Source organism: Pseudobutyrivibrio xylanivorans (genome assembly GCF_008935055.1).
Lineage (GTDB): Bacteria > Bacillota > Clostridia > Lachnospirales > Lachnospiraceae > Pseudobutyrivibrio > Pseudobutyrivibrio xylanivorans_A.
Genome location: NZ_CP043028.1, coordinates 652363 through 671913 on the forward strand (window position 1 = coordinate 652363; position 19551 = coordinate 671913).

The window sequence follows — 19551 nt, forward strand, 5'->3', positions numbered from 1 at the left end:
TGACTGTGCTTAAATCTTTATTTTCCTTAGCTTGACACCCTCTGGGCTTTTAAAAATCTCAACTCTGTCATGGGTATCTGTGATAGTGACATGATGGTCATCTACAGAAATATTAGCCCCTGCGTAGAGTCTTCTGAGAACTCTTATTGATGCATCCTTTCCAGCAACAATAATCTCCTTCATCTTCTGAAGGCGCTTTGTCTCCTCAAGAACAATGGCCTCGTCACGGATTCTTACTCGAAGTAGCTGCATACGGCGTGGGTCCTCTTTATAATTAATTCCACGTTCCGCTCCAATCTTATCAAAATCTTCGATGCCTTTTTTAATCTTCAATACATTTGAATTTATTGCCTCGATTTTCTTGGCAAGCATCTCAAATGCTGCTGTTCTTTCCAAGTCAATACCAACAGAGATATTAGTGATAGTTCCGAAAGAATTTCCAATATCATTTGCCTCGATGCCCTGAACAGCAGAAACATACCCACCGATAATAGACGCATTATTCCCATTAAGCTCGATTCTGCCATCGCAGTTAATCTTGCTCTTAAAGAAATAGTCAGCAGTAATATTCCCAGAGCAGGAAATTACAGCAAATTCAACAAACTGAGCTGTAAGACTACCTCCACAGTTTATGACAGTTTTCTCATTTCCCTTTACACCTGAAAGTAGAAACAAATCCTTGCCTGAACGAATCTCACAATCCTCAATAAGGCCATCAATAATAACATTTCCAGCCGCATCGATAACAGCGCCGTCTCTCACGCCACCATGGATAATAACATCTCCATTGAACTTGATGTTTCCAGTGTCGATTCCAACATCCCCATTCACCTCATGAACAGGAGAAATATTAATCTTGCCCTGGTTGAGCTCAATCTTTCCCGAAATCTTAGCAGTGTAGGTGAGTTTGTCAGCAGAGCGATCAAAACCACGTCCAATTAGTGGCGGCAAATCTCTAACTGGTTTTGGTTCTAGAATACGTCCACGAACGGACATTCCACGAGACCCCTGAACAGCAGGGTGATAAATTGCTACAACATCACCAGCTTCAACCGTCTCGATAGTTTTGATACTCATATAATCAGCTGTTCCATCCGGACGGATGGTTGGCTTTCTATTGAACTTTGTCTCGAATGTGTATTCAAAATACCCTGGGGTCCCCTGAACCTGTGGACTGCCCTCTGCGACCTTCACCGCACGACCATAAATCGGACTGTCTGAAAGCCTTGAAAGCATATCCTGATCAATTCCAAAAGTTACACCGGCATGATTCAAGATTCCAAGCAGCTGCGCAGCAGTAAAACTTGGAACCTCATTTTTTCCATCAGGAATCTTGAAGGTCATAGTTGCCTCCAAGCCATTAGATGAAACCTGTACTTTTGGTGCAAAAGGTGGAAGTGCCCCTGCCATAAGTCCCCCGTGAAACAATAGTCCGTTAGATAAATTATACTATTCAACGTGTATGGGCGCACAAATGCCCATACTTTGAATAGTATAATTATATTTCTTTATTTTGTATTTGTCACAAAATTCACTAAATTTTGAATATTTTTCATTAAATTTTCACGTTTGAGGCTTAATGGAAATCTTAGTACTTTCCGTCGTTTGGAAGTCCCTTTACAGCCTTAACAACACGGCTTGTTCCAAGTCTTGAAGCTCCAAGGTCGATAAACTTCTGAGCATCCTCAAGATCAGCGATACCACCTGCTGCCTTGATAAGCTTTCCGTTTGTCATGTGGTCAGCCATAAGCTTGATGTCGTCGAATGTAGCTCCGCCTGTAGAGAAGCCTGTTGATGTCTTGATGTAATCTGCATCAGACTTTGAAACAACTTCGCACATCTTAATCTTTTCTTCATCTGTAAGAAGACAGCACTCGATGATTACCTTAAGGAGCTTGCCCTTGCAAGCAGCCTTGATTGCATTAATCTCTGCAAGGACATCATCGTAACGTCCTTCCTTAACCCAACCTACATTGATAACCATATCTACTTCTGAAGCACCGTTATCTACAGCATCTGATGCCATGAAGCACTTAGAAGCTGTTGTAGCATAGCCATTTGGAAAACCGATTACTGTACAGATTGGAAGGTGTCCTCCCTGCTCCTTAACGTACTCAGCAGCCTGCTTTACGAAGCTAGCAGGAATACAAACTGAAGCAGTTTCGTATTTCATTCCGTCATCTACAATCCCCTTAATGTCATTCCATGTTGCATCAACACCAAGTAAAGTGTGGTCGCATTTGCTTAAAATATTCTTAATATCCATTTCCTATCCTCCTGTATTGGCTCGCTTGTTACGTTCACAATCCTGAGATATTGCAACGCTTCGCATAGAAAGCTCCGCTTTTGCAACACTCAGAGATTGTTTAACTACAAGCTATTTATACACTAAGCGTGTAGGCATCAAGCTATTATATTACTCAAGCGAAACATTTCACGTTGAGCGGAGTAATATAATGCTTGTAGTCGTAACACGCGTAGAATCTTAACGCATTGAGGCTAGACGCGCCTCAACCTGGGCCATCATCTGCTCATATTTTGCAAGTTTTTCTCGCTCCTCGGCAACCTTTGCCTCTGGTGCTTTGCTCATGAATTTCTCATTTGAAAGCATTCCACGCGAACGAGCAAGCTCCTTCTCAAGCTTTTCTTTTTCCTTTGTGAGACGCTCCTTCTCCTTCTCGAAGTCTACAAGATCCTCAAGTGGAACAAAGAGTGTTGCATCAGGGATAACAGCTGAAACTGCATCACTTCCAATGCCAAGCTTGTCAGCCTGAACGATTACATCTGTAGCACCTGCAAGAGTTGCAAAGATAGGTGTAATCTCCTCAAAGATACCGCGAACTGCTGCATCCTCAGCTACGATGTGGATAGCTGCCTTCTTTGAAGGTGGAACATCCATATCAGTACGAAGCTGTCTCATACCACGAACAACGTCCTTTGCACGCTCAACCTTTGCTTCCTCTACTGGGAAGTTCTTTGCCTCATCATACTCAGGCCAAGCTGAGAGCATGATTGTCTCCTCTTCGCTCTGAAGTGTGCAGAAGATTTCCTCTGTGATGAATGGCATGAATGGGTGAAGCATCTTAAGGGCATTTGTAAGTGCGAACTTAGCTGTCCAAAGTGCTGCATTCTTGCTAGCTGTATACTCCTGAGAGTACATACGAGGCTTTACAATCTCGATATACCAGTCGCAGAACTGATCCCAAATAAAATCATATACCTTCTGAACTGCGATACCAAGCTCATATTTATCCATATTTTCAGTAACATCTTTGGCTAAAGTGTTAACTGCAGAAATAATCCACTTATCCTCTGTTGCAAGGTCTGCCTCAGCTGGCTCTGTAACTGCATTGTCTGCAAGGTTCATCATGATGAAACGTGAAGCATTCCATACCTTGTTAGCGAAGTTACGGCTGTTCTCAACACGCTCGTTGTAGAAACGCATGTCGTTACCAGGTGCATTACCTGTGATAAGTGTAAGACGAAGTGCATCTGCGCCGTAGTTATCAATAATCTCAAGTGGATCGATACCATTTCCAAGTGACTTAGACATCTTGCGGCCCTGTGAATCACGAACGAGACCGTGAATAAGTACTGTGTGAAATGGAGACTTTCCTGTGTGCGCATATCCTGAGAATACCATTCTGATTACCCAGAAGAAGATGATATCGTATCCAGTAACAAGTACGTCTGTTGGATAGAAATAATCAAGTTCCTCTGTGTTATTTGGCCAACCAAGTGTTGAGAATGGCCAAAGTGCTGATGAGAACCATGTATCAAGTGTATCCTCATCCTGCTTCATGTGAGTGTGTCCGCACTTAGGGCAAACTGTTGGAGCATCAGCTGAGCGTGCTACAACTGTCTCACCACACTTCTCGCAGTAGTATGCTGGGATTCTGTGTCCCCACCATAACTGACGTGAAATACACCAGTCACGGATGTTCTCAAGCCAGTGTAAATATGTCTTGTCGTAGTTCTTAGGAACGAACTGAAGCTCGCCTGTCTTGATAGCTTCGATAGCAGGCTTTGCAAGCTCTTCCATTGCAACGAACCACTGTGGCTTAACCATAGGCTCTACAGTAGTCTTACATCTGTCATGTGTTCCTACATTATGTGTATGCTCTTCAATCTTAACAAGAAGACCCATCTCATCCATCTTCTGAACAATGAGCTTACGAGCCTCGTATCTATCCATACCCTCGAACTCGCCACCGTTTGAATTGATAGTAGCATCATCGTTAAGGATATTGATTACAGGAAGGTTATGTCTCTTACCTACCTCGAAATCGTTAGGGTCGTGTGCTGGTGTAATCTTAACAACACCAGTACCAAATTCCATATCAACATACTCATCAGCAACAACTGGAATCTCACGATTAACAAATGGAAGCATTACAGTCTTTCCGATGATATCCTGGTATCTCTCGTCCTTAGGGTTTACAGCAACAGCTGTATCACCAAGCATTGTCTCTGGACGTGTAGTAGCGAATGTAACGAAACGTCCTGGCTCACCAACGATTTCGTACTTCATGTGCCAGAAATGACCTGCCTGCTCCTCATGCTCAACCTCAGCATCAGAAATAGAAGTCTGGCAAACTGGACACCAGTTGATGATACGGTTTCCCTTGTAAATGTAGCCTTCGTTGAAAAGCTTAACAAAAACTTCCTCAACAGCCTTTGAGCAACCTTCATCCATTGTGAATCTCTCACGCTCCCAGTCAGCTGAAGAACCCATCTTCTTAAGCTGGTTGATGATACGTGTTCCGTACTCATCCTTCCAGTCCCAGCACTTCTCAAGGAATCCCTCACGACCAAGGCTGTCTTTCTCGATGCCCTGCTTCTTAAGGTGCTCGATAACCTTTACCTCTGTAGCAATAGCTGCATGGTCTGTACCTGGCTGCCAAAGAGCTGAGTAACCCTGCATTCTTTTATATCTAATAAGAATATCCTGCATTGTGTTATCAAGGGCATGTCCCATGTGGAGCTGTCCTGTGATATTTGGAGGTGGCATTACAATTGTAAATGGCTTCTTGCTGCGGTCTACCTCAGCATGGAAATAGCCATTTTCCTCCCACTTCTTATACAAACGATCTTCGAGACCCTTTGGGTCATATGTCTTTGCAAGTTCTTTCATTTTTTTACTCCTTCCAAATTTTAGCTGATTTTATTCAGCCTCCATTCGGAAAACCGCAGTTACACTGCTTTCCTTTTCCTCATGTAGGTATCTCACCAAATAAATCTTTACCTGAAGTTTGCCACAAGTGGCAACTATCAGCTCAAGATTTACTTGGCTCTGAATAAAATCAAAAAAGCCCCGTGCGTCGGTAAATTCGACACACAGGGCGAAAATTCGCGTTACCACCTGCATTTATAACTCATCTTATTCCTTACGGGAACGACTCGGATGGCTTGTCTGCCCAAAGGCACTTTATTCACCACCTACTCCGAAGCTACCTTCGTCAGCTCAGCTCCTAGGTCACCTTTCAGCCGGTGAGCGACCCTCTCTACAGGACGACACTGATTACTCCTCTTCATCATCGCATTTAAAACTTAACTAATGATATGAAAAATATAGCTTTATGTCAAGTGATAGAACAACACCGATTACGCTTTTTAAAAATTTCTACTTGCACATTTTATTTTTCTGTGTTAAATTACCCCTTGTCTTTTTTCTAAAAATTATCCGGTAGGTTCAACCAAATATTCCATAGGAATTTCTGAATCAATACCACTTTCATATTCCTTAGCAAATTAAGGAGATATGAAATGATTAAAAATTTAAATAAAATTGCACTATTTTTATCGGTACTGGCGATTGCACTAATCGCTTTATTATTGTTGCGCTTTAAAGGTCTTTCGTTGCTAGGCAGCAAGGCTAAGGCCCACGAACTTTCAAAAGAGGAAATAGTTGCAGAAGTCTACAATTACATAGATTCATTAGCTGGTTTTACAGATGCACAGGAAAAGGCTCTTGATACTATCATTGCAAACTATATAGATAGTAGTTCCGTCCTTAACGTAGAGGATTTAGCTGTAGTCTACAAACTCATAGATGAGAAGTATCAGGCTAATCACTCCCAGATGACTGACATCCGCAACCAGCTTCAAGTGCAGATAAATACTGCTTCCACAAAAGATACTGACAACTATGAAGAGCTTCAAAAGTTAATAAAAGAACTAGATAAATGGCTCAAGCAGAGCATTTCAGCTGAGGATGAACATAGAGTCAGCATTAATAAAGCTATTGCTGAACTTCGTATTTACTCCGATGAACAAGACGATTGTCTTAAAGAGCAGTTAGCTGAGTTTTCCAAAACTACTCAGGAAGAATTTGCCTCCATGAAATTAGATTTTTTCCATGCGCTCAAGGAACTAAGAAATCATTCTGATAGCGAAGATGAAAAACTTAGCAATCGTATCAAGAATTTAGCTTCAGAAACAATCAAAAGCGAGCTTAACTTAAGAGAAGTCATTGATAAGATGGCTGAATACTTCACTGATGAAGATACTAAGATTAGAAGCCTTATAGCTGAGAAAGATGCTGAGGTTAACAATCTTATTTCACAGAAAGACTCAGAAATCAATCAGCTTATTCAAGATAGAACTGATGAGTTTAACCAAAAACATCAAGAAACAAATGCGTTAATCGATAAAAATCATAATGATACTAACAAGCTTATTGAAGATAAGACTAATGAATTCAATGAGAAGCATAAGCAGACTACTGACCAGATTAATAAGAATCAGGAAAATACCTCTAAACTCATCGACGAAAGAACAGCTGAATCTAAGCAGAGAGATGCTGAGTTAAACAAACTTATTCAGGATAGAACTGATGAGTTTAACCAAAAACATCAAGAAACAAATGCGTTAATCGATAAAAATCATAATGATACTAACAAGCTTATTGAAGATAAGACTAATGAATTCAATGAGAAGCATAAGCAGACTACTGACCAGATTAATAAGAATCAGGAAAATACCTCTAAACTCATCGACGAAAGAACAGCTGAATCTAAGCAGAGAGATGATGAGTTAAACAAACTTATCCAAGATAGAACTGATGAGTTTAATCAAAAGCACAATGAAACGAATGAATTAATAAATAAGAACCAGAAAGATACTAACAAGCTCATTGAAAATAAAACCAATGAATTCAACAAGACACATAAGAATCTCTTGGCTTACCTTAATGAAAAGTTTAAGGAATTTGCAGATGAGCATGAGTCAATTAGAAATCTCATAAGTAAGGAGTCTTCTGCTCTTACAAAGAAAAATGATGACACAAATAGTCTAATCAAGCAGAAAGAATCTGAATCAAATAAAAAACATTCTGACACTAACAAGCTTATTAATGACAAAACAACTGAGTTCAATCAGAAGCACCAAAATCTTCTTGATCTTCTCAATGCAAAAGTAAAGGAATTCACTGAGAAGCATGAAACTCTTGGCAATACTATTAATTCTATAGTCTCTGAATTTAATAAAATACATGACGAAACCATAAAACTTATTAACACTACAAAGGACTCCTTAAACAAAAAGGATGCTGAGCTTAATACTCTAATTAAAAACAATAAAGATACAATCGACAAAAACGCAAAAACCTCAGATAGCAAGGATAAGGAACTAAACACCCTCATTGGAGATAAAGCCAATGAACTTAACAGCTCAATTAATAGCAAGACTAAGGTGCTTAATGATTCAATAAATGGTAAGGCCAAAGAAATTAATGATTCAATTGATAGTAAAACAAAGGAAATGCACGATTCACTTGAAAAAACTACAAATGATTTGAATCAGTCTTTAGATGCAAAATCAAAAGAGTTTGACGAGAAGAATTCCAAGATTTGGGAAGCTATCAACAAGTTAAACAAACGCACCACTGATGGCGAAGGCGAAAATATCCAGGAATTTAATTTTGGCTATGAAAATGGATGCTATGGCTACTATATAGAGGGCCAGGGCTTCAAGCCATTTTAGTGAGGTGCTAAGATGAAAATTTTAAAATATATAAAACGAGGTATTTTGCCTCTCACTGTTGCATTCAGCCTTGCGCTCCCTACCACCAGCCATATCGTATATGCGGAATCAACAAATACTTTTGTCCCATTTAGAAATTATATTCCAGCTTACTTAGCAAAAAATTCTGATACAACAAGCGAGTTGGTAACAAAGCTGTGGGCTAAGCTATTCTACGAAGAAAGCACCTGGAGTCCAAACTCAAACCAAGGAAAAATTTCCTGGGTAGATAAATACGATGACACCTTTTTCGGATTAGGTGGAACCGAAAAAAGAGTCAGTGATGTAGTCAAAAATAATAATGGCAATATCGCGTTATCAACCGGCGATTTCGAAGCATTCTTTGCCAATACACTTCTCGCAAATCCAAAGTTTTTCGGACAGCTGTTGGGACTTAATCGTTACAAAGCGATTTCTGATAACACAAGTGGTACAGCTTACCTCAGAGAGATAATGTGCAGCTATCTAGCTCAGCCCGACAAATATAAATATGTTTCTGAAGCAATTTTAAAATTAACAGCAGATCATCCAGAGTATTTAGTAGGTAAGCCGCTTGCACAAGTTTCCGCAACAGTAAATGGCGTAAATAAAACTGCTGATTATTGGCTTCTTACTACTCTTGCATCCTTTTACAAAGTTAAAACCGCTGATGGCAGTGGCTATGTTCTATCAACAAAACAAACCTCATGGGTGGAGAGTTATCAACTAGCTTTGTACAAAGAGTATATAAATGCAGGAGGATACCAGGGTAACAATTCACTTGCCGGAAAATATCCATCCATCTACGAGCTCATAGCCCGTTCAAAATATGCTGCAAACAATTACGGTGGTGACGGAGTAAAAGGTAATGGTGGAAACGCCGCTCAAAACTTTTTCAACTATATTGTAAGCACAGGAAAAGGTGGTGGTGCCTGGTTAAATTTAAACGACAATATCAGCATAACAGGTCTTGATACTATCGATAATATTGAAGAACTGATTGGAATGGCAGAAGGTTATTGTGGTGGGCTGGAAAATTACCTTCTTTGCGATAGTAGCGTTAACTGCCGAAAAAACGCTGTACCAATCGAGCTATATATGTATAAGCTCTATAAGAATAATACTGCAGTGAATTTTATAAATGGAAACTCCACCTTGAATCCATTGCTCAACGGAACAGGTGGTTATATTGAGCGGTTCAAAGCAAAGCATCTTGGCAGGAATGCTAATGGTACTCTTTCCCAGTATATCTATGCCGGACCTAACGCTATTGAAAAAAAAGAAAATAGCTGGTCCTGCGCCTGCTGGGATAATCTAGGCTATCATGATGGTGGTCGTCCAAAGACCTGTAGTGCCAGTGTATCTGCCACATTATCAGTAGGAAGTGCTGCATTCCTTCCAACCGCTAAATATATTATCATTAGCGCTACTGATGGAACAAGTCTTGCCGTCACAAGCGGAAATCAAGGTAACGGCAAGTGGACCAACAGGCCTGATCTTTCAAACTGGTCACTTATATCAAATGGTGTAAACATTAAATCAGCAATTCCCGAACCGACCTACATTGGTGAGGGTACTGGAAGTTCTCCAAGACGCCTTCGATTTGACATTTCCAGTCTAAGCGCTACTCAGAGAGCTAACGCTACTCTTTATGTTCAGTTCGAATCTTATGACAGTTACTCACCAAACTGTCCAAACGGAAGTGGTAGTCATGGAACCGTAACCGCTAAGGTCGGTGTTTCAGGCACAGTGGAAGTTATTACCACATATGCAGATTGCGACGTAAAAGGTCATACTTGGAATTGTGATGCAACCCTAAACTCAGACATGAAGACTGCTACCATAACCTACACCTGTGGGAAAAATGCTACTCATACCCACACTATTACAAATGCTCCAGTAAAAGTGACAACAACTGATTCAGAAATTGTATATTCAGTTTTTGCTGCTAAGCTCAATGACTACAAAGTAGTTAAGCGTGTTGCAAGAACAACAGGCTCATCTGATCAGACTATTCTATTGAATAGTTCTAATACATCTGGTTCTTTGTTAGTTTCTGCTTCTAGTTCGAAAGTAAATGAGCCAGCTGGTTCAAAATCCAGCCGTATTTATACTGAAGCAAATGTAAATATGTATTGCTCAGTTCATGCCGGTGTAATTAAAGCTGGAGCAAAATCTGTTACGTTGAACTTTAACAAGATTAACACAAAAGACGTCTTCAAAAATCTTTCCATAACTCTTTATAGCAGCACCGGAAAGATTATGGGAACAAATAAACAAACTGTTGTTGGAACCCAGGATATGGATATCCACAACAGCCAATATACTAACGATTATACCGTAAGATTGGTTCCCGCTCAGTGGACTGATTCTGATTATGAAAATTGCTATCTGGTTATTTCAGCAAGCGCCTGTGCTCAAAACTGGACGTCACCTGGTAACACTCCATCACCTGCCACAGCAAAGATTCAACTTGATAGCCTCACTATAAATTATTAATACGTATATACGAAAGGAAAATATATGACACTTAGAAAAATAATTACATTATTGCTCGCTAGTTCTTTTTTAAGTCTTGGCATAGGAAAATCCTATGTCATGGCTGCTGAGATTGATGAGACTGTTGATATTGAAGCTTCGGATAATAACCTAGCTAATGCTGATTCTTCCAACGACGAGGGGGTAACTGATGTGGAAGGTTCTTTAGATTCTATATTACTTGAGCCATCTGATGATACTGAAGATACTAGTGTAACTACAGAAATTCTGGAAACTTACGAAATAGGAGAATCATATGATGTCGAGATATCATATGATTCTACTTCAATAGATTCTGAAGAAATTTCTGAAGAGAGAAAAAACGATGAGGAAGAAAAAGATGATGAGGGCGATGAAGATGAACAAGAGGATGAAGAAAACAAGATTATCTCTTCCGTCACTCTCCGTTGCCATGAGCTCCAAACCACTCTTGGCAGTGACGGACTTCCACAGACTAAATATGAGATCACGAGCATCTCCGAAAACAAATACGAAGAGCAGGTGACCCTCGAAACTGCTTTAGAGGAAATCATCTGCCCTTTGGATTCACTTTATTCAACTGAAAAAAATGCACTTGAAAATCTCAATATCTCAGAGGCTGACTGCCCAAGCAAAATTGTTATCGATTATTACCTGAATGAAGCAGGTGATAAAATCACAAAAATGATTATGAAATAAGGCCAAAATGCTTTAGAGCATTATATATACCGTCCTCGTCAAAGGCTGTGGTAACATAATCAGCTGCGGCCTTTGCACGGTCGGTACCATTGCCCATAGCAATTCCTACGTGTGCTGCTGTGAGCATATCCAAATCATTTTCACTATCGCCAATAGCAAAGGTATTCTCAGGATTGATTCCAACAAGTTCACATGCCTTCAACATTCCTGTTGCCTTGTTGTGACCAGCTGGAACTATTTCGCAAACATCATCACTGTGAACAATTATAGCGTAATCATCAGACAATCTATCAAAGCACTCCATTCGTTTTTCTTCGTCAACATCGGTAGCACATGACATCTTATTGATTTCCCATTTGCCATAGTTCTCACCGTTGACTCCTACCAGATTGTCTCCAACATCACGTCTTAAGATATTTCCAAATATATCATCATTGCCAAATTCCTCATCGTCCATATAAATTTTCTTAGGACCTTCGAGAATAGGTCTGATGCCATAGCTCCTAATCAATTCAATTGTCTTCTTTGCGAAGTCCTTATCAATAATCTTCTGATAGATAATCTTTCCATCTATCTCGATGTGACATCCACAGGAACAAACAATTCCATCAAAACCGAGTGCCAACAAATCTGGGTCATTTATAAATGCTCTTGCTCTGCCACTGCAGATAAAAGCAAGATGACCGTTTTCTCTAAGTTTCTTTATAGCAAGCTTTGTGCTTTCTGGAATATACTTATCGTAATTCCAAAGTGTACCATCGATATCAAAAAATACTGCTGATTTCATTCTAATCCTTTTGCCAATCTTTTTCTTTTCTTGTAAACATTCTAAACAGCTTCGTCTCAAGACGCTCTGCCCTTGTTACAAAGGATACTTGCGTATCGCGAACAGTTATTACAAAATGTCCACTGATTTCCTCAATTCCCTGCTCAACATAATTCATTGTGCTTTCCTGCAAACTGCGGTGAGCAATAATATTATGCTTAAGCAAAAGATCGATTACATGTGTTTCTACCCCTGCATCCGCCACCTCGATAAAGGCCTCATCAATCTTCTTGTCAGCAATAAACTCCTCAAGCTTGTCAAGACCGATCAATGAATCGAAATGATCAATATAATCTGTAACACCCTCATTGTTCATAGCAACGCCAACAATCTCATAATCATTTTCAAAGGAACCTTTCAGAACACGCTTGATAACTTCCTGAGAATGATTAGAGTCACAGACAATAATAAGCTTTGGACAAAGTGCTGAATGAAAGCGACTAAAGCGAATAAAACATTTCAGAGCGCTTCTCTCCACAAGAAGGAACAAGTAGCAGAAAACAAATGCTGCTGCATATACACTTCGAGAGAAGTTCTGAGCTGATTTTACTAAGTATAGCGCGGCTGTAAAAAAAGCCCAGCTCACAAATACCTGCACAAGCAGGGCTTCACACTCCTTAAAGAAGCTTCGTTTGATAACCCCTGACAGATTCTTACTCAAAATTAAAATCAGAAGATATACGCCTGTCAATACAACACCATAGTCAAAGAAAAGTTCACCATGGTGGACAGGTCTAAGCGCATATCTCAGCTGAACAACTAGAAAGTAACCTACAATCAGTGCCAACAAATCACATATAATAAAGTCTGCATGTTTCTTTAAATACAACAAAGTCTTTTTCATACTATTCTCCAGATTCTTAGTCTACAAACCTTATAGTCCGCATAAGTTACACCTACAATCCTCAGATACTCTTCACCGGACTACATGTCCTTGTGAAGAGCACTGAGAGATTGTAGGCTACTTATACTCACTTAAATATTAAACCCACAATCTAAACCATAGGTTGTGACGGGCGCGCGAGAAGTTATTCTTCGCATAAAAACTCATGCGCTTTATTTTACCCTTCTCTCCAATTTTTGCAAATCTCATAAGCACATTTTTCTTGTCCTTAGGGAGCCAATCGGCTACGAGAAGTTCTGAAGCAAAGAGCCGGGATTCATTGACGAAAGCTCTCTTCTTCTCGAAAAAACTACCACCTTTTATGTCCTCAAGATTGCGATTTGCTTTGTCACCATCAGATTCAGTGACTGCCCCCATTGTGTTGTGGCCAGTCTGTCTATAGTATACAAGAGGCGCATCGATTGGTACAACTTTTCCCATAATCGCCGCAATCTCAAGAATAAGCGCATCGTGCATCGGGATATTGTCCGAGTCAATCATCGGTGTGAGTGATATAACCAAATCTCTCAGTCTTCGATTGAAGCACATTGTGCAGCCTGCTGCGGGATTATCAATGATAATCTGAGTGTATGCAATATTAGCTGGATTTCTTCCAATGTATCTGATGAATGAATCCGAAATCACATTAAGCTTATCATCCGTCACCATCATATCCGTAAATACACAAACAGGCAACACCTCTATACTTTCAAGCTTTGCGAGCTCATCCTCAGCTTCAACCATAGTTTCCATCGAGCGTTCTAGCTTTTCGGGAAACCATACATCATCCTGATCGCACATTAAATAATAATCTGCCTCCACTCTATCAAGCATCCAAAGAAAATTCTCCTTGGCACCTCCGCAGGAGCCTCCGTAGAAAACCTCAATCCGCTCAGGATATTCCTCAAGATATTCTTTTATTATTTCCGCAGTACCATCTGTTGACCCATCATCGTGGATAACTAGCCTAAAATCCTGTCTCGTTTGTTTAAAAAGGCTGTCTAGCTGCTGCCTTAAATATTCCCGTCCGTTATAGGTTGCAAGAAGTATCGCTATGTCTTTCATTATCGATTAAACCCGTATCTAGTCCCCGTTTTTTTCTTGAATTTGATATTGTCTATGAATAACCCAAGATTTGCAAGGGAGCAAGTGATTTTTCCAAAAGTACCACTTGCTCTAAACTGATTCTTGTATGTAATCATTTCATGAAGAGTGAAAATATCTTCCTGCTTGAAATAATCACATTCATTTAGCAAATCTATAAAATCATATACTGACTCGTCAGTAACTGTAGTATCTGCTGAAAGATTAGTTGCAGTATATCTATGGGTGTACAATACCTCGTCATGATAGTGGAACTTTAGTCCCTTTGCCAGCATCAACAGCCAAAGGAAGTAATCGTCAGCACCATTTTTTGACATGATATTTGATTCCCAAAATTCTGGAATTGCATCCTTCTTAATTAGACACTGCCCCGGCGATATAATCTGAATTCCAATTCGTAAATACGTATTTAAATCTCCAATCAGAGTCTTGTGATATGAGTTTCTGTACCACAAAAGCTTACTGCCATCTGCCTGCTCCAATGATGCATTAGCCACCTCTACTTCTGCACCACTTTTTGTAATTAAACGAAGCAGCTTCACAAGCGCATCATCTGCAATGCTATCATCCTGATCCAAGAACATTACATAATCTCCAGTTGCTTCTGCAAGGCCTGCCACTCTGCTGTAATGAATCCCCTTATTCTCCGGATTTGTAATGACGCGAATGAAATTATCCTCTGATGCAGGTGCCTCAAGTGTCTTCCATGGGCTGTCATTTACAAGGATTAGTTCCAAGTCGTGTCCAACTTTTTTCAGTGAAGCCTCATTTTCCAGCATGCAATCTATCAAGTTGTCCATGTATTTATCCCCTTCGAAGAAGGGCGTTATTACTGTAATTTTCATTTATTATTCTCCAGAATATTCATAAAAAAACCTCGTAACGAATATTATATCGTTACGAGGGTGTTTTGTCTATTTTGAGCCAGAGCCTTTTAGAACTACTGCAACAGTTTTAAATAGAATCTGTATATCAAGTGGAATAGACCAATTTTTAATATATTCTGTATCGAGGGCAACAACATCTTCAAAGTCTGTGATGTTGCTTCGGCCACTAACCTGCCATAATCCTGTAAGACCTGGGCGGCTACCAAGTCGAGCCTTATGATGAAGCTCGTACTGCTCGAACTCATTCTCTGTAGGTGGACGTGTGCCAACCAATGACATATCTCCAATCAATACATTCCAAAACTGAGGAAGCTCATCGATTGAATACTTACGGATGAAGTGTCCAGCTGGGAAAATTCTAGGATCATTTTCCATCTTGAACATGAGACCATTCATCTCGTTCTGATCCATCAGTTCCTTCTTTCGCTCCTCAGCATCGGTGTACATGCTTCGGAACTTGTAGAACTTGAAACGACGACCATTCTTTCCGATACGAGTCTGTGAGAAGAACACAGGGCCCGGTGCCTGAATCTTGATAATTGGTGCCAGGAAAATAAAAGCGATTCCACAAAAAACCAACCCTACCAAGCTACCAAGAATATCGATTGTTCGCTTGCAGAATGCTTCGCGATTTGTAGCCATGTGCATACTGGTAGTCATTGTGATGTAATCGCCGTAGTATTCGATAGTACGGTTCTTCATCAAATGCTCAGTATGGATAAGTGAAATGTGTACTGTACATCCCAAATCAGTAAGGCGCTCAGCTAAAAGCTCCTCACTATATCTATTCTTTCCGTCGATGAAAACCTCATCAACAACATTTGTACGAATAAATTCAAAAACTGAATCACAGGTACCAACGACAGGAACACCCTGGATTTTCTTTCCAACCCATTCCTTGTCGATGATTGCACAACCAATTACCTTGTACTCTACATAATCTGATGCTGCCAACTGGCTGAGACAGTGATTGATTGTACCTGAGTCTGCAATGACAAGCATTGTAGACTTTGTGCTATCGTCGTGCTTGCGCATACGAATAATTCTTTTAAAAATAATTCTAAAGGCAAACATGAAGAGGACCATCAATCCAAACCATGCAAATATGACTGTTCTCGAAATGCTGTTTGTGTACTTGAAGGCAACCAGAAAAATCAGTATACCAGCAAGGTTAACAAACGAATGCACAACGACAGCCATTAATTCCTGCCATTTTCTTCTATGTACGATTCCCGTGTAGGGATCTCGCAACGCGCAATTCAAAATATTTACAAAGACAATCATTATCAGGACGTTCTCATACAGATACTCATGAGGAATAACATCCGTCATAACAAGTTTATCAAATCTGAAAAACAATGCGATTATCAATGCTAGAAGCGAAGCTAAAGTGTCTAATGTTATGAAATCCCAATGTTTTGCCCAAAACTTTTTCTTTCTCTTATACATTAGACCAACCCTTTACAATACAACGCCATTCTTCTCAAGTAACTCTCTTGCACTATCAACCGAATCAACCCCATGAAGATTCTTGATAGGTGCGAATTCATGAACTCTGTCAACCTCAAACGCAAGGTTGTTATCCATCATATGAATCATATCAAGTACGAGGAGCTCAAACTTGTAACCATTTGGCTCTGTAGGCGATACCTTCTCTCCTGCCTCATTAACAAATGGAATCTTCTTCTCAACTACGTGAACAACCATATTGTTGTCAACGATTTCGTCAAGCTTCTCAACTGAGAAGAGGTAGTTTAGAATTACGCCGAATTTGTAAAGAAGGCTTCCATCCTCAGCCTTTGCCTCAGACATCTCCTTTGACATCTCGTAGTACTCAACAATGCTTGGCTTGCCATCCTCTAAGCAAAGAAGTCCCATCTTCTCTGCTGGCTCAACCTTGCGAACTACCTTTGAACCTGAAACATAGTTGCCAAGGATTGTTGCACCGATGAACAATGGATCAGCAATTCTCTGAAGAACATTGTCTACCGCAAAAACATTAATCCACTTGATGCCCTTTGACTGGATATCGCTCTTAAGACCTGCCTTGAGCATTGATGCATACCAACCACCGTTTCCGTTTGGTGATGTAGCAAGACGGCCCTCTTCCTCGAGAAGAAGTTTGCCATCGTAATCAACTGCACAAGCCATATCCTGAATAAAGAACTTTACAAACTCAGGATTGTATCCGAAATAATCGTGCTCCTTGAAGAAGCTCTGTGTAGCAGCATCATTCTTCTCTGATGTCATGATGTAAAGAGGAACGAATGCGCCTGCCTTGTTAACAACATCCATAAGGTTATTGATAAGGCACTCAAAAATGTAAAGATCATGTGTCTGGCCAACGTTGTAGCATCCCTTTGGCAAATCGAAACCAAGACGTGTGCCCATTCCGCCAGCAAGAAGAACAGCCCCTACCTCGCCCTTCTTGATAGCCTCAAGACCTGCTGCCTCGAACTCAGCTTTTCTACTCTCGATCTCTGGAAGCTCGATTGCTGGTGGAACAGTGAACTCGCCACGTGCATCATTTGAATCATTACCGATAAGTTCAAAATCTGACCAATTGATATTTTCAATCTGTGCAAGGAAAGCCGCTTTCTTTTCCTCTGAAAGGCCATCGAAGCCTCTCATTACATGGCCCTGCCCCCTGCTCTCTAACAGTTCAATTGCTTTTTCTTTAGTCATATATCTCTATCTCCCTACTAAAAAATCTGTTGTGAACACACTTTGTTCACAAACTCCACACAAGTGTATATATGATACTATCTTTCAGTCAAAAAATGTGCATAAAAAACCATATATTTTATGTTGCATAATGGTTATTTGACACACCTATTAAAGTTGTTGAGTATTAAGCTACAATCCTCATTTTTAGAAGATTCTGTACCCTTCTTCTTTTTTCATAGAGCGTGCTGGATTTCCAATAGCTATTGAATTTCCTGAAACATCTTTAAACACAACAGCACCTATTGCTACAACCGCAGTATCTTCAATTTTTATCCTGTCACGCAAAACTGCGCATGGCCCAATATACACCTGCTCTCCTAACTGACAATGACCTGCTACAAATGCCCGAGCCCCAATTACTCCATGTGGTCCAATAGTAATGTCATGACCTATCAAAGCCCCCTCAGACACGAAAACATTATCTCCTAAAATAACATCGCTTCCGACTGAGCAATTAAAAATAATGACACCTTCACCAATTTTAACGTCCTTAGTCACATAAGCATCTGGTGAAATTGCTTGCCCTAACGAATAACCAGCCTCTTTTATTCTTTCAAATACTAACTCTCTATCACAAGGCTCTCCAAGGCTAATGACCATCTCAATATCCTGTGGTTTTATTTTTTCTCGCACTTCACTAAATGTGTACACTTCAAGCCCATATTTTTCTTCGACTCCAACGACATCATCAACAAATATTATTTTGTCCCATTTGGATTCTGCTTCATTTTCATATAATGCCAAATCTGCAACTAATTTTCCATTTCCTCCCGCTCCATATATACCAAGTATCATGCTATATCTCCTTAATAATGTCTGTAATTCTAACTACATCCTCTTCACTCAAATCAGAATAAAGTGGCAGAGTAAGAACCTGCTCCGATAATTTCTTTGCTATCGGTGTATTTCCACTAAATCCACACTCCTTATAACAAGCGAATTCATTTGTTATTGGATAGAAATATTTTCTTGCAAAAATCCCTCTGTCTTTCAACACTTGGTAAAGCTCATTCCGAGTTTTTCCATATTTGTTTTCATCTACAAAAATAGGGCAATAAGTGTAATTATACTCAACACTTTCGTCATCATACGAAAGCAACCTTATTCCTTCCACATCTTTTAAGGACTCAATATACAATCCAAACAACCTTTTGCGCTTTTGCCTATTTTCCTCAAAATGCTTAAGATTGCACAAGCCCATAATTGCTTGAAACTCATTCATTTTTGCATTAGCGCCTACAAACTCAACGCTCTCTTCACCCATAATACCGAAATTATGAAGCTGATAAATACGTGTAAGAGTTTCTATATCTCGCACAACCGAACAGCCGCCTTCAATGGTATTAAAAGCCTTTGTGGCATGGAAGCTGAACATGCTGGCATCACCAAATGAGGATATACTTTTTCCGTTTACCGTTTCACCAAATGCATGGGCTGCATCGTAGATTACTTTCAAATTATGCTTCTTTGCAATTGCCTCAATCCGCTCTATATCACAGGGAATTCCATAAACATGTACGGGCACAATTGCTGAGGTTTTCTCGGTAATCAATGCTTCAATTTTGTCTACATCAATTGTGCAGTCCGATTCTCTAACGTCACAAAACACTGGATTTAGCCCGTTTCTAACAATGGCGTGTGTAGTTGACGCAAATGTGTAAGGTGTGGTAATCACTTCGCCAGACAACTCCATAGCCTGAAGTGTCATCTCCAGTGCCATGTGACCATTGCACATTGGAATCAAATAATCCTCTGAAAAAAAATCCATCAATTCAAGCATAAGCTGCTTGGTATATGTCCCAAAATTTGTAAGGTCATGTGTCTCCCAAACATTTTCAAGATACTCAACGAACTCTTCTATGGGAGGAAGCACTGGTTTTGTCACATATATTTTTTTATCCATAACT

At 40.0% G+C, this 19551-nt stretch carries 14 protein-coding genes; 3 read left to right on the plus strand and 11 right to left on the minus strand.

Annotation, left to right across the window (positions count from 1 at the left end; genetic code table 11):
* Positions 1–9: 9 nt before the first annotated feature.
* The 3 genes from FXF36_RS02945 to FXF36_RS02955 all read right to left on the minus strand — a co-directional run bounded on the left by FXF36_RS02945 (position 10) and on the right by FXF36_RS02955 (position 5134).
* Complete coding sequence (locus FXF36_RS02945) at positions 10–1410, minus strand: FapA family protein (protein ID WP_151622391.1); 1401 nt, start codon at positions 1408–1410, stop codon at positions 10–12.
* Positions 1411–1588: 178 nt separating this feature from the next.
* On the minus strand, positions 1589–2266 hold the full coding sequence (gene deoC, locus FXF36_RS02950; protein WP_151622392.1) for a deoxyribose-phosphate aldolase: 678 nt from the start codon (positions 2264–2266) through the stop codon (positions 1589–1591).
* A 219-nt stretch (positions 2267–2485) separates the two neighbouring features.
* On the minus strand, positions 2486–5134 hold the full coding sequence (locus FXF36_RS02955; RefSeq protein ID WP_151622393.1) for a valine--tRNA ligase: 2649 nt from the start codon (positions 5132–5134) through the stop codon (positions 2486–2488).
* 632 nt (positions 5135–5766) lie between these two features.
* Here FXF36_RS02955 and FXF36_RS02960 point away from each other — a divergent pair.
* From FXF36_RS02960 to FXF36_RS02970, 3 genes are read left to right on the plus strand one after another with little or no spacing between them, the layout of a single operon-like run.
* Positions 5767–7983 carry a hypothetical protein gene (locus FXF36_RS02960; RefSeq protein WP_151622394.1) on the plus strand — a complete coding sequence of 739 codons (2217 nt, stop codon included), beginning with the start codon at positions 5767–5769 and terminating at the stop codon, positions 7981–7983.
* A 12-nt stretch (positions 7984–7995) separates the two neighbouring features.
* On the plus strand, positions 7996–10500 hold the full coding sequence (locus tag FXF36_RS02965) for a hypothetical protein (RefSeq protein WP_151622395.1): 2505 nt from the start codon (positions 7996–7998) through the stop codon (positions 10498–10500).
* 24 nt (positions 10501–10524) lie between these two features.
* A complete protein-coding gene (locus FXF36_RS02970; RefSeq protein ID WP_151622396.1) occupies positions 10525–11217 on the plus strand; it encodes a hypothetical protein in 693 nt (230 codons plus the stop codon).
* Here the strand turns inward: FXF36_RS02970 and FXF36_RS02975 are convergent.
* From FXF36_RS02975 to FXF36_RS03010, 8 genes are all read right to left on the minus strand, one after another.
* Positions 11207–12004: a Cof-type HAD-IIB family hydrolase gene (locus FXF36_RS02975; RefSeq protein WP_151622397.1), complete on the minus strand. Its 798-nt coding sequence runs from the start codon at positions 12002–12004 to the stop codon at positions 11207–11209. The two genes, FXF36_RS02970 and FXF36_RS02975, sit on opposite strands and share 11 nt — an antisense overlap.
* A 1-nt stretch (position 12005) precedes the next feature.
* Positions 12006–12887 (minus strand): hypothetical protein, encoded by an 882-nt coding sequence (locus FXF36_RS02980; RefSeq protein ID WP_151622398.1) that lies wholly within the window; start codon positions 12885–12887, stop codon positions 12006–12008.
* A 138-nt stretch (positions 12888–13025) separates the two neighbouring features.
* A complete protein-coding gene (locus FXF36_RS02985; RefSeq protein WP_151622399.1) occupies positions 13026–13991 on the minus strand; it encodes a glycosyltransferase family 2 protein in 966 nt (321 codons plus the stop codon).
* Positions 13991–14875, minus strand: a complete 885-nt coding sequence (locus FXF36_RS02990; RefSeq protein ID WP_151622400.1) for a glycosyltransferase family 2 protein — start codon at positions 14873–14875, stop codon at positions 13991–13993. The genes FXF36_RS02985 and FXF36_RS02990 overlap by 1 nt, the downstream gene beginning before the upstream one ends.
* Before the next feature lie 69 nt (positions 14876–14944).
* Positions 14945–16366 (minus strand): sugar transferase, encoded by a 1422-nt coding sequence (locus FXF36_RS02995; protein ID WP_151622401.1) that lies wholly within the window; start codon positions 16364–16366, stop codon positions 14945–14947.
* Positions 16367–16378: 12 nt separating this feature from the next.
* On the minus strand, positions 16379–17602 hold the full coding sequence (locus tag FXF36_RS03000; RefSeq protein ID WP_174819705.1) for a UTP--glucose-1-phosphate uridylyltransferase: 1224 nt from the start codon (positions 17600–17602) through the stop codon (positions 16379–16381).
* A gap of 186 nt (positions 17603–17788) precedes the next feature.
* Positions 17789–18439: a NeuD/PglB/VioB family sugar acetyltransferase gene (locus tag FXF36_RS03005; RefSeq protein WP_151622402.1), complete on the minus strand. Its 651-nt coding sequence runs from the start codon at positions 18437–18439 to the stop codon at positions 17789–17791.
* A 1-nt stretch (position 18440) separates the two neighbouring features.
* Positions 18441–19547 (minus strand): DegT/DnrJ/EryC1/StrS family aminotransferase, encoded by a 1107-nt coding sequence (locus tag FXF36_RS03010; RefSeq protein ID WP_151622403.1) that lies wholly within the window; start codon positions 19545–19547, stop codon positions 18441–18443.
* Between the last annotated feature and the right edge of the window lie 4 nt (positions 19548–19551).

Bases quoted from the DNA above. Each gene is read 5' to 3' on its own strand.
- FXF36_RS03005 (WP_151622402.1), bottom strand. From the start codon at position 18,439: ATGATACTTGGTATATATGGAGCGGGAGGAAATGGAAAATTAGTTGCA.
- FXF36_RS02990 (WP_151622400.1), bottom strand. From the start codon at position 14,875: ATGAAAATTACAGTAATAACGCCCTTCTTCGAAGGGGATAAATACATG.
- FXF36_RS02970 (WP_151622396.1), top strand. From the start codon at position 10,525: ATGACACTTAGAAAAATAATTACATTATTGCTCGCTAGTTCTTTTTTA.
- FXF36_RS03000 (WP_174819705.1), bottom strand. From the start codon at position 17,602: ATGACTAAAGAAAAAGCAATTGAACTGTTAGAGAGCAGGGGGCAGGGC.
- FXF36_RS03010 (WP_151622403.1), bottom strand. From the start codon at position 19,547: ATGGATAAAAAAATATATGTGACAAAACCAGTGCTTCCTCCCATAGAA.
- FXF36_RS02960 (WP_151622394.1), top strand. From the start codon at position 5,767: ATGATTAAAAATTTAAATAAAATTGCACTATTTTTATCGGTACTGGCG.
- FXF36_RS02980 (WP_151622398.1), bottom strand. From the start codon at position 12,887: ATGAAAAAGACTTTGTTGTATTTAAAGAAACATGCAGACTTTATTATA.
- FXF36_RS02955 (WP_151622393.1), bottom strand. From the start codon at position 5,134: ATGAAAGAACTTGCAAAGACATATGACCCAAAGGGTCTCGAAGATCGT.
- FXF36_RS02945 (WP_151622391.1), bottom strand. From the start codon at position 1,410: ATGGCAGGGGCACTTCCACCTTTTGCACCAAAAGTACAGGTTTCATCT.
- FXF36_RS02995 (WP_151622401.1), bottom strand. From the start codon at position 16,366: ATGTATAAGAGAAAGAAAAAGTTTTGGGCAAAACATTGGGATTTCATA.
- FXF36_RS02965 (WP_151622395.1), top strand. From the start codon at position 7,996: ATGAAAATTTTAAAATATATAAAACGAGGTATTTTGCCTCTCACTGTT.
- FXF36_RS02985 (WP_151622399.1), bottom strand. From the start codon at position 13,991: ATGAAAGACATAGCGATACTTCTTGCAACCTATAACGGACGGGAATAT.
- deoC (WP_151622392.1), bottom strand. From the start codon at position 2,266: ATGGATATTAAGAATATTTTAAGCAAATGCGACCACACTTTACTTGGT.
- FXF36_RS02975 (WP_151622397.1), bottom strand. From the start codon at position 12,004: ATGAAATCAGCAGTATTTTTTGATATCGATGGTACACTTTGGAATTAC.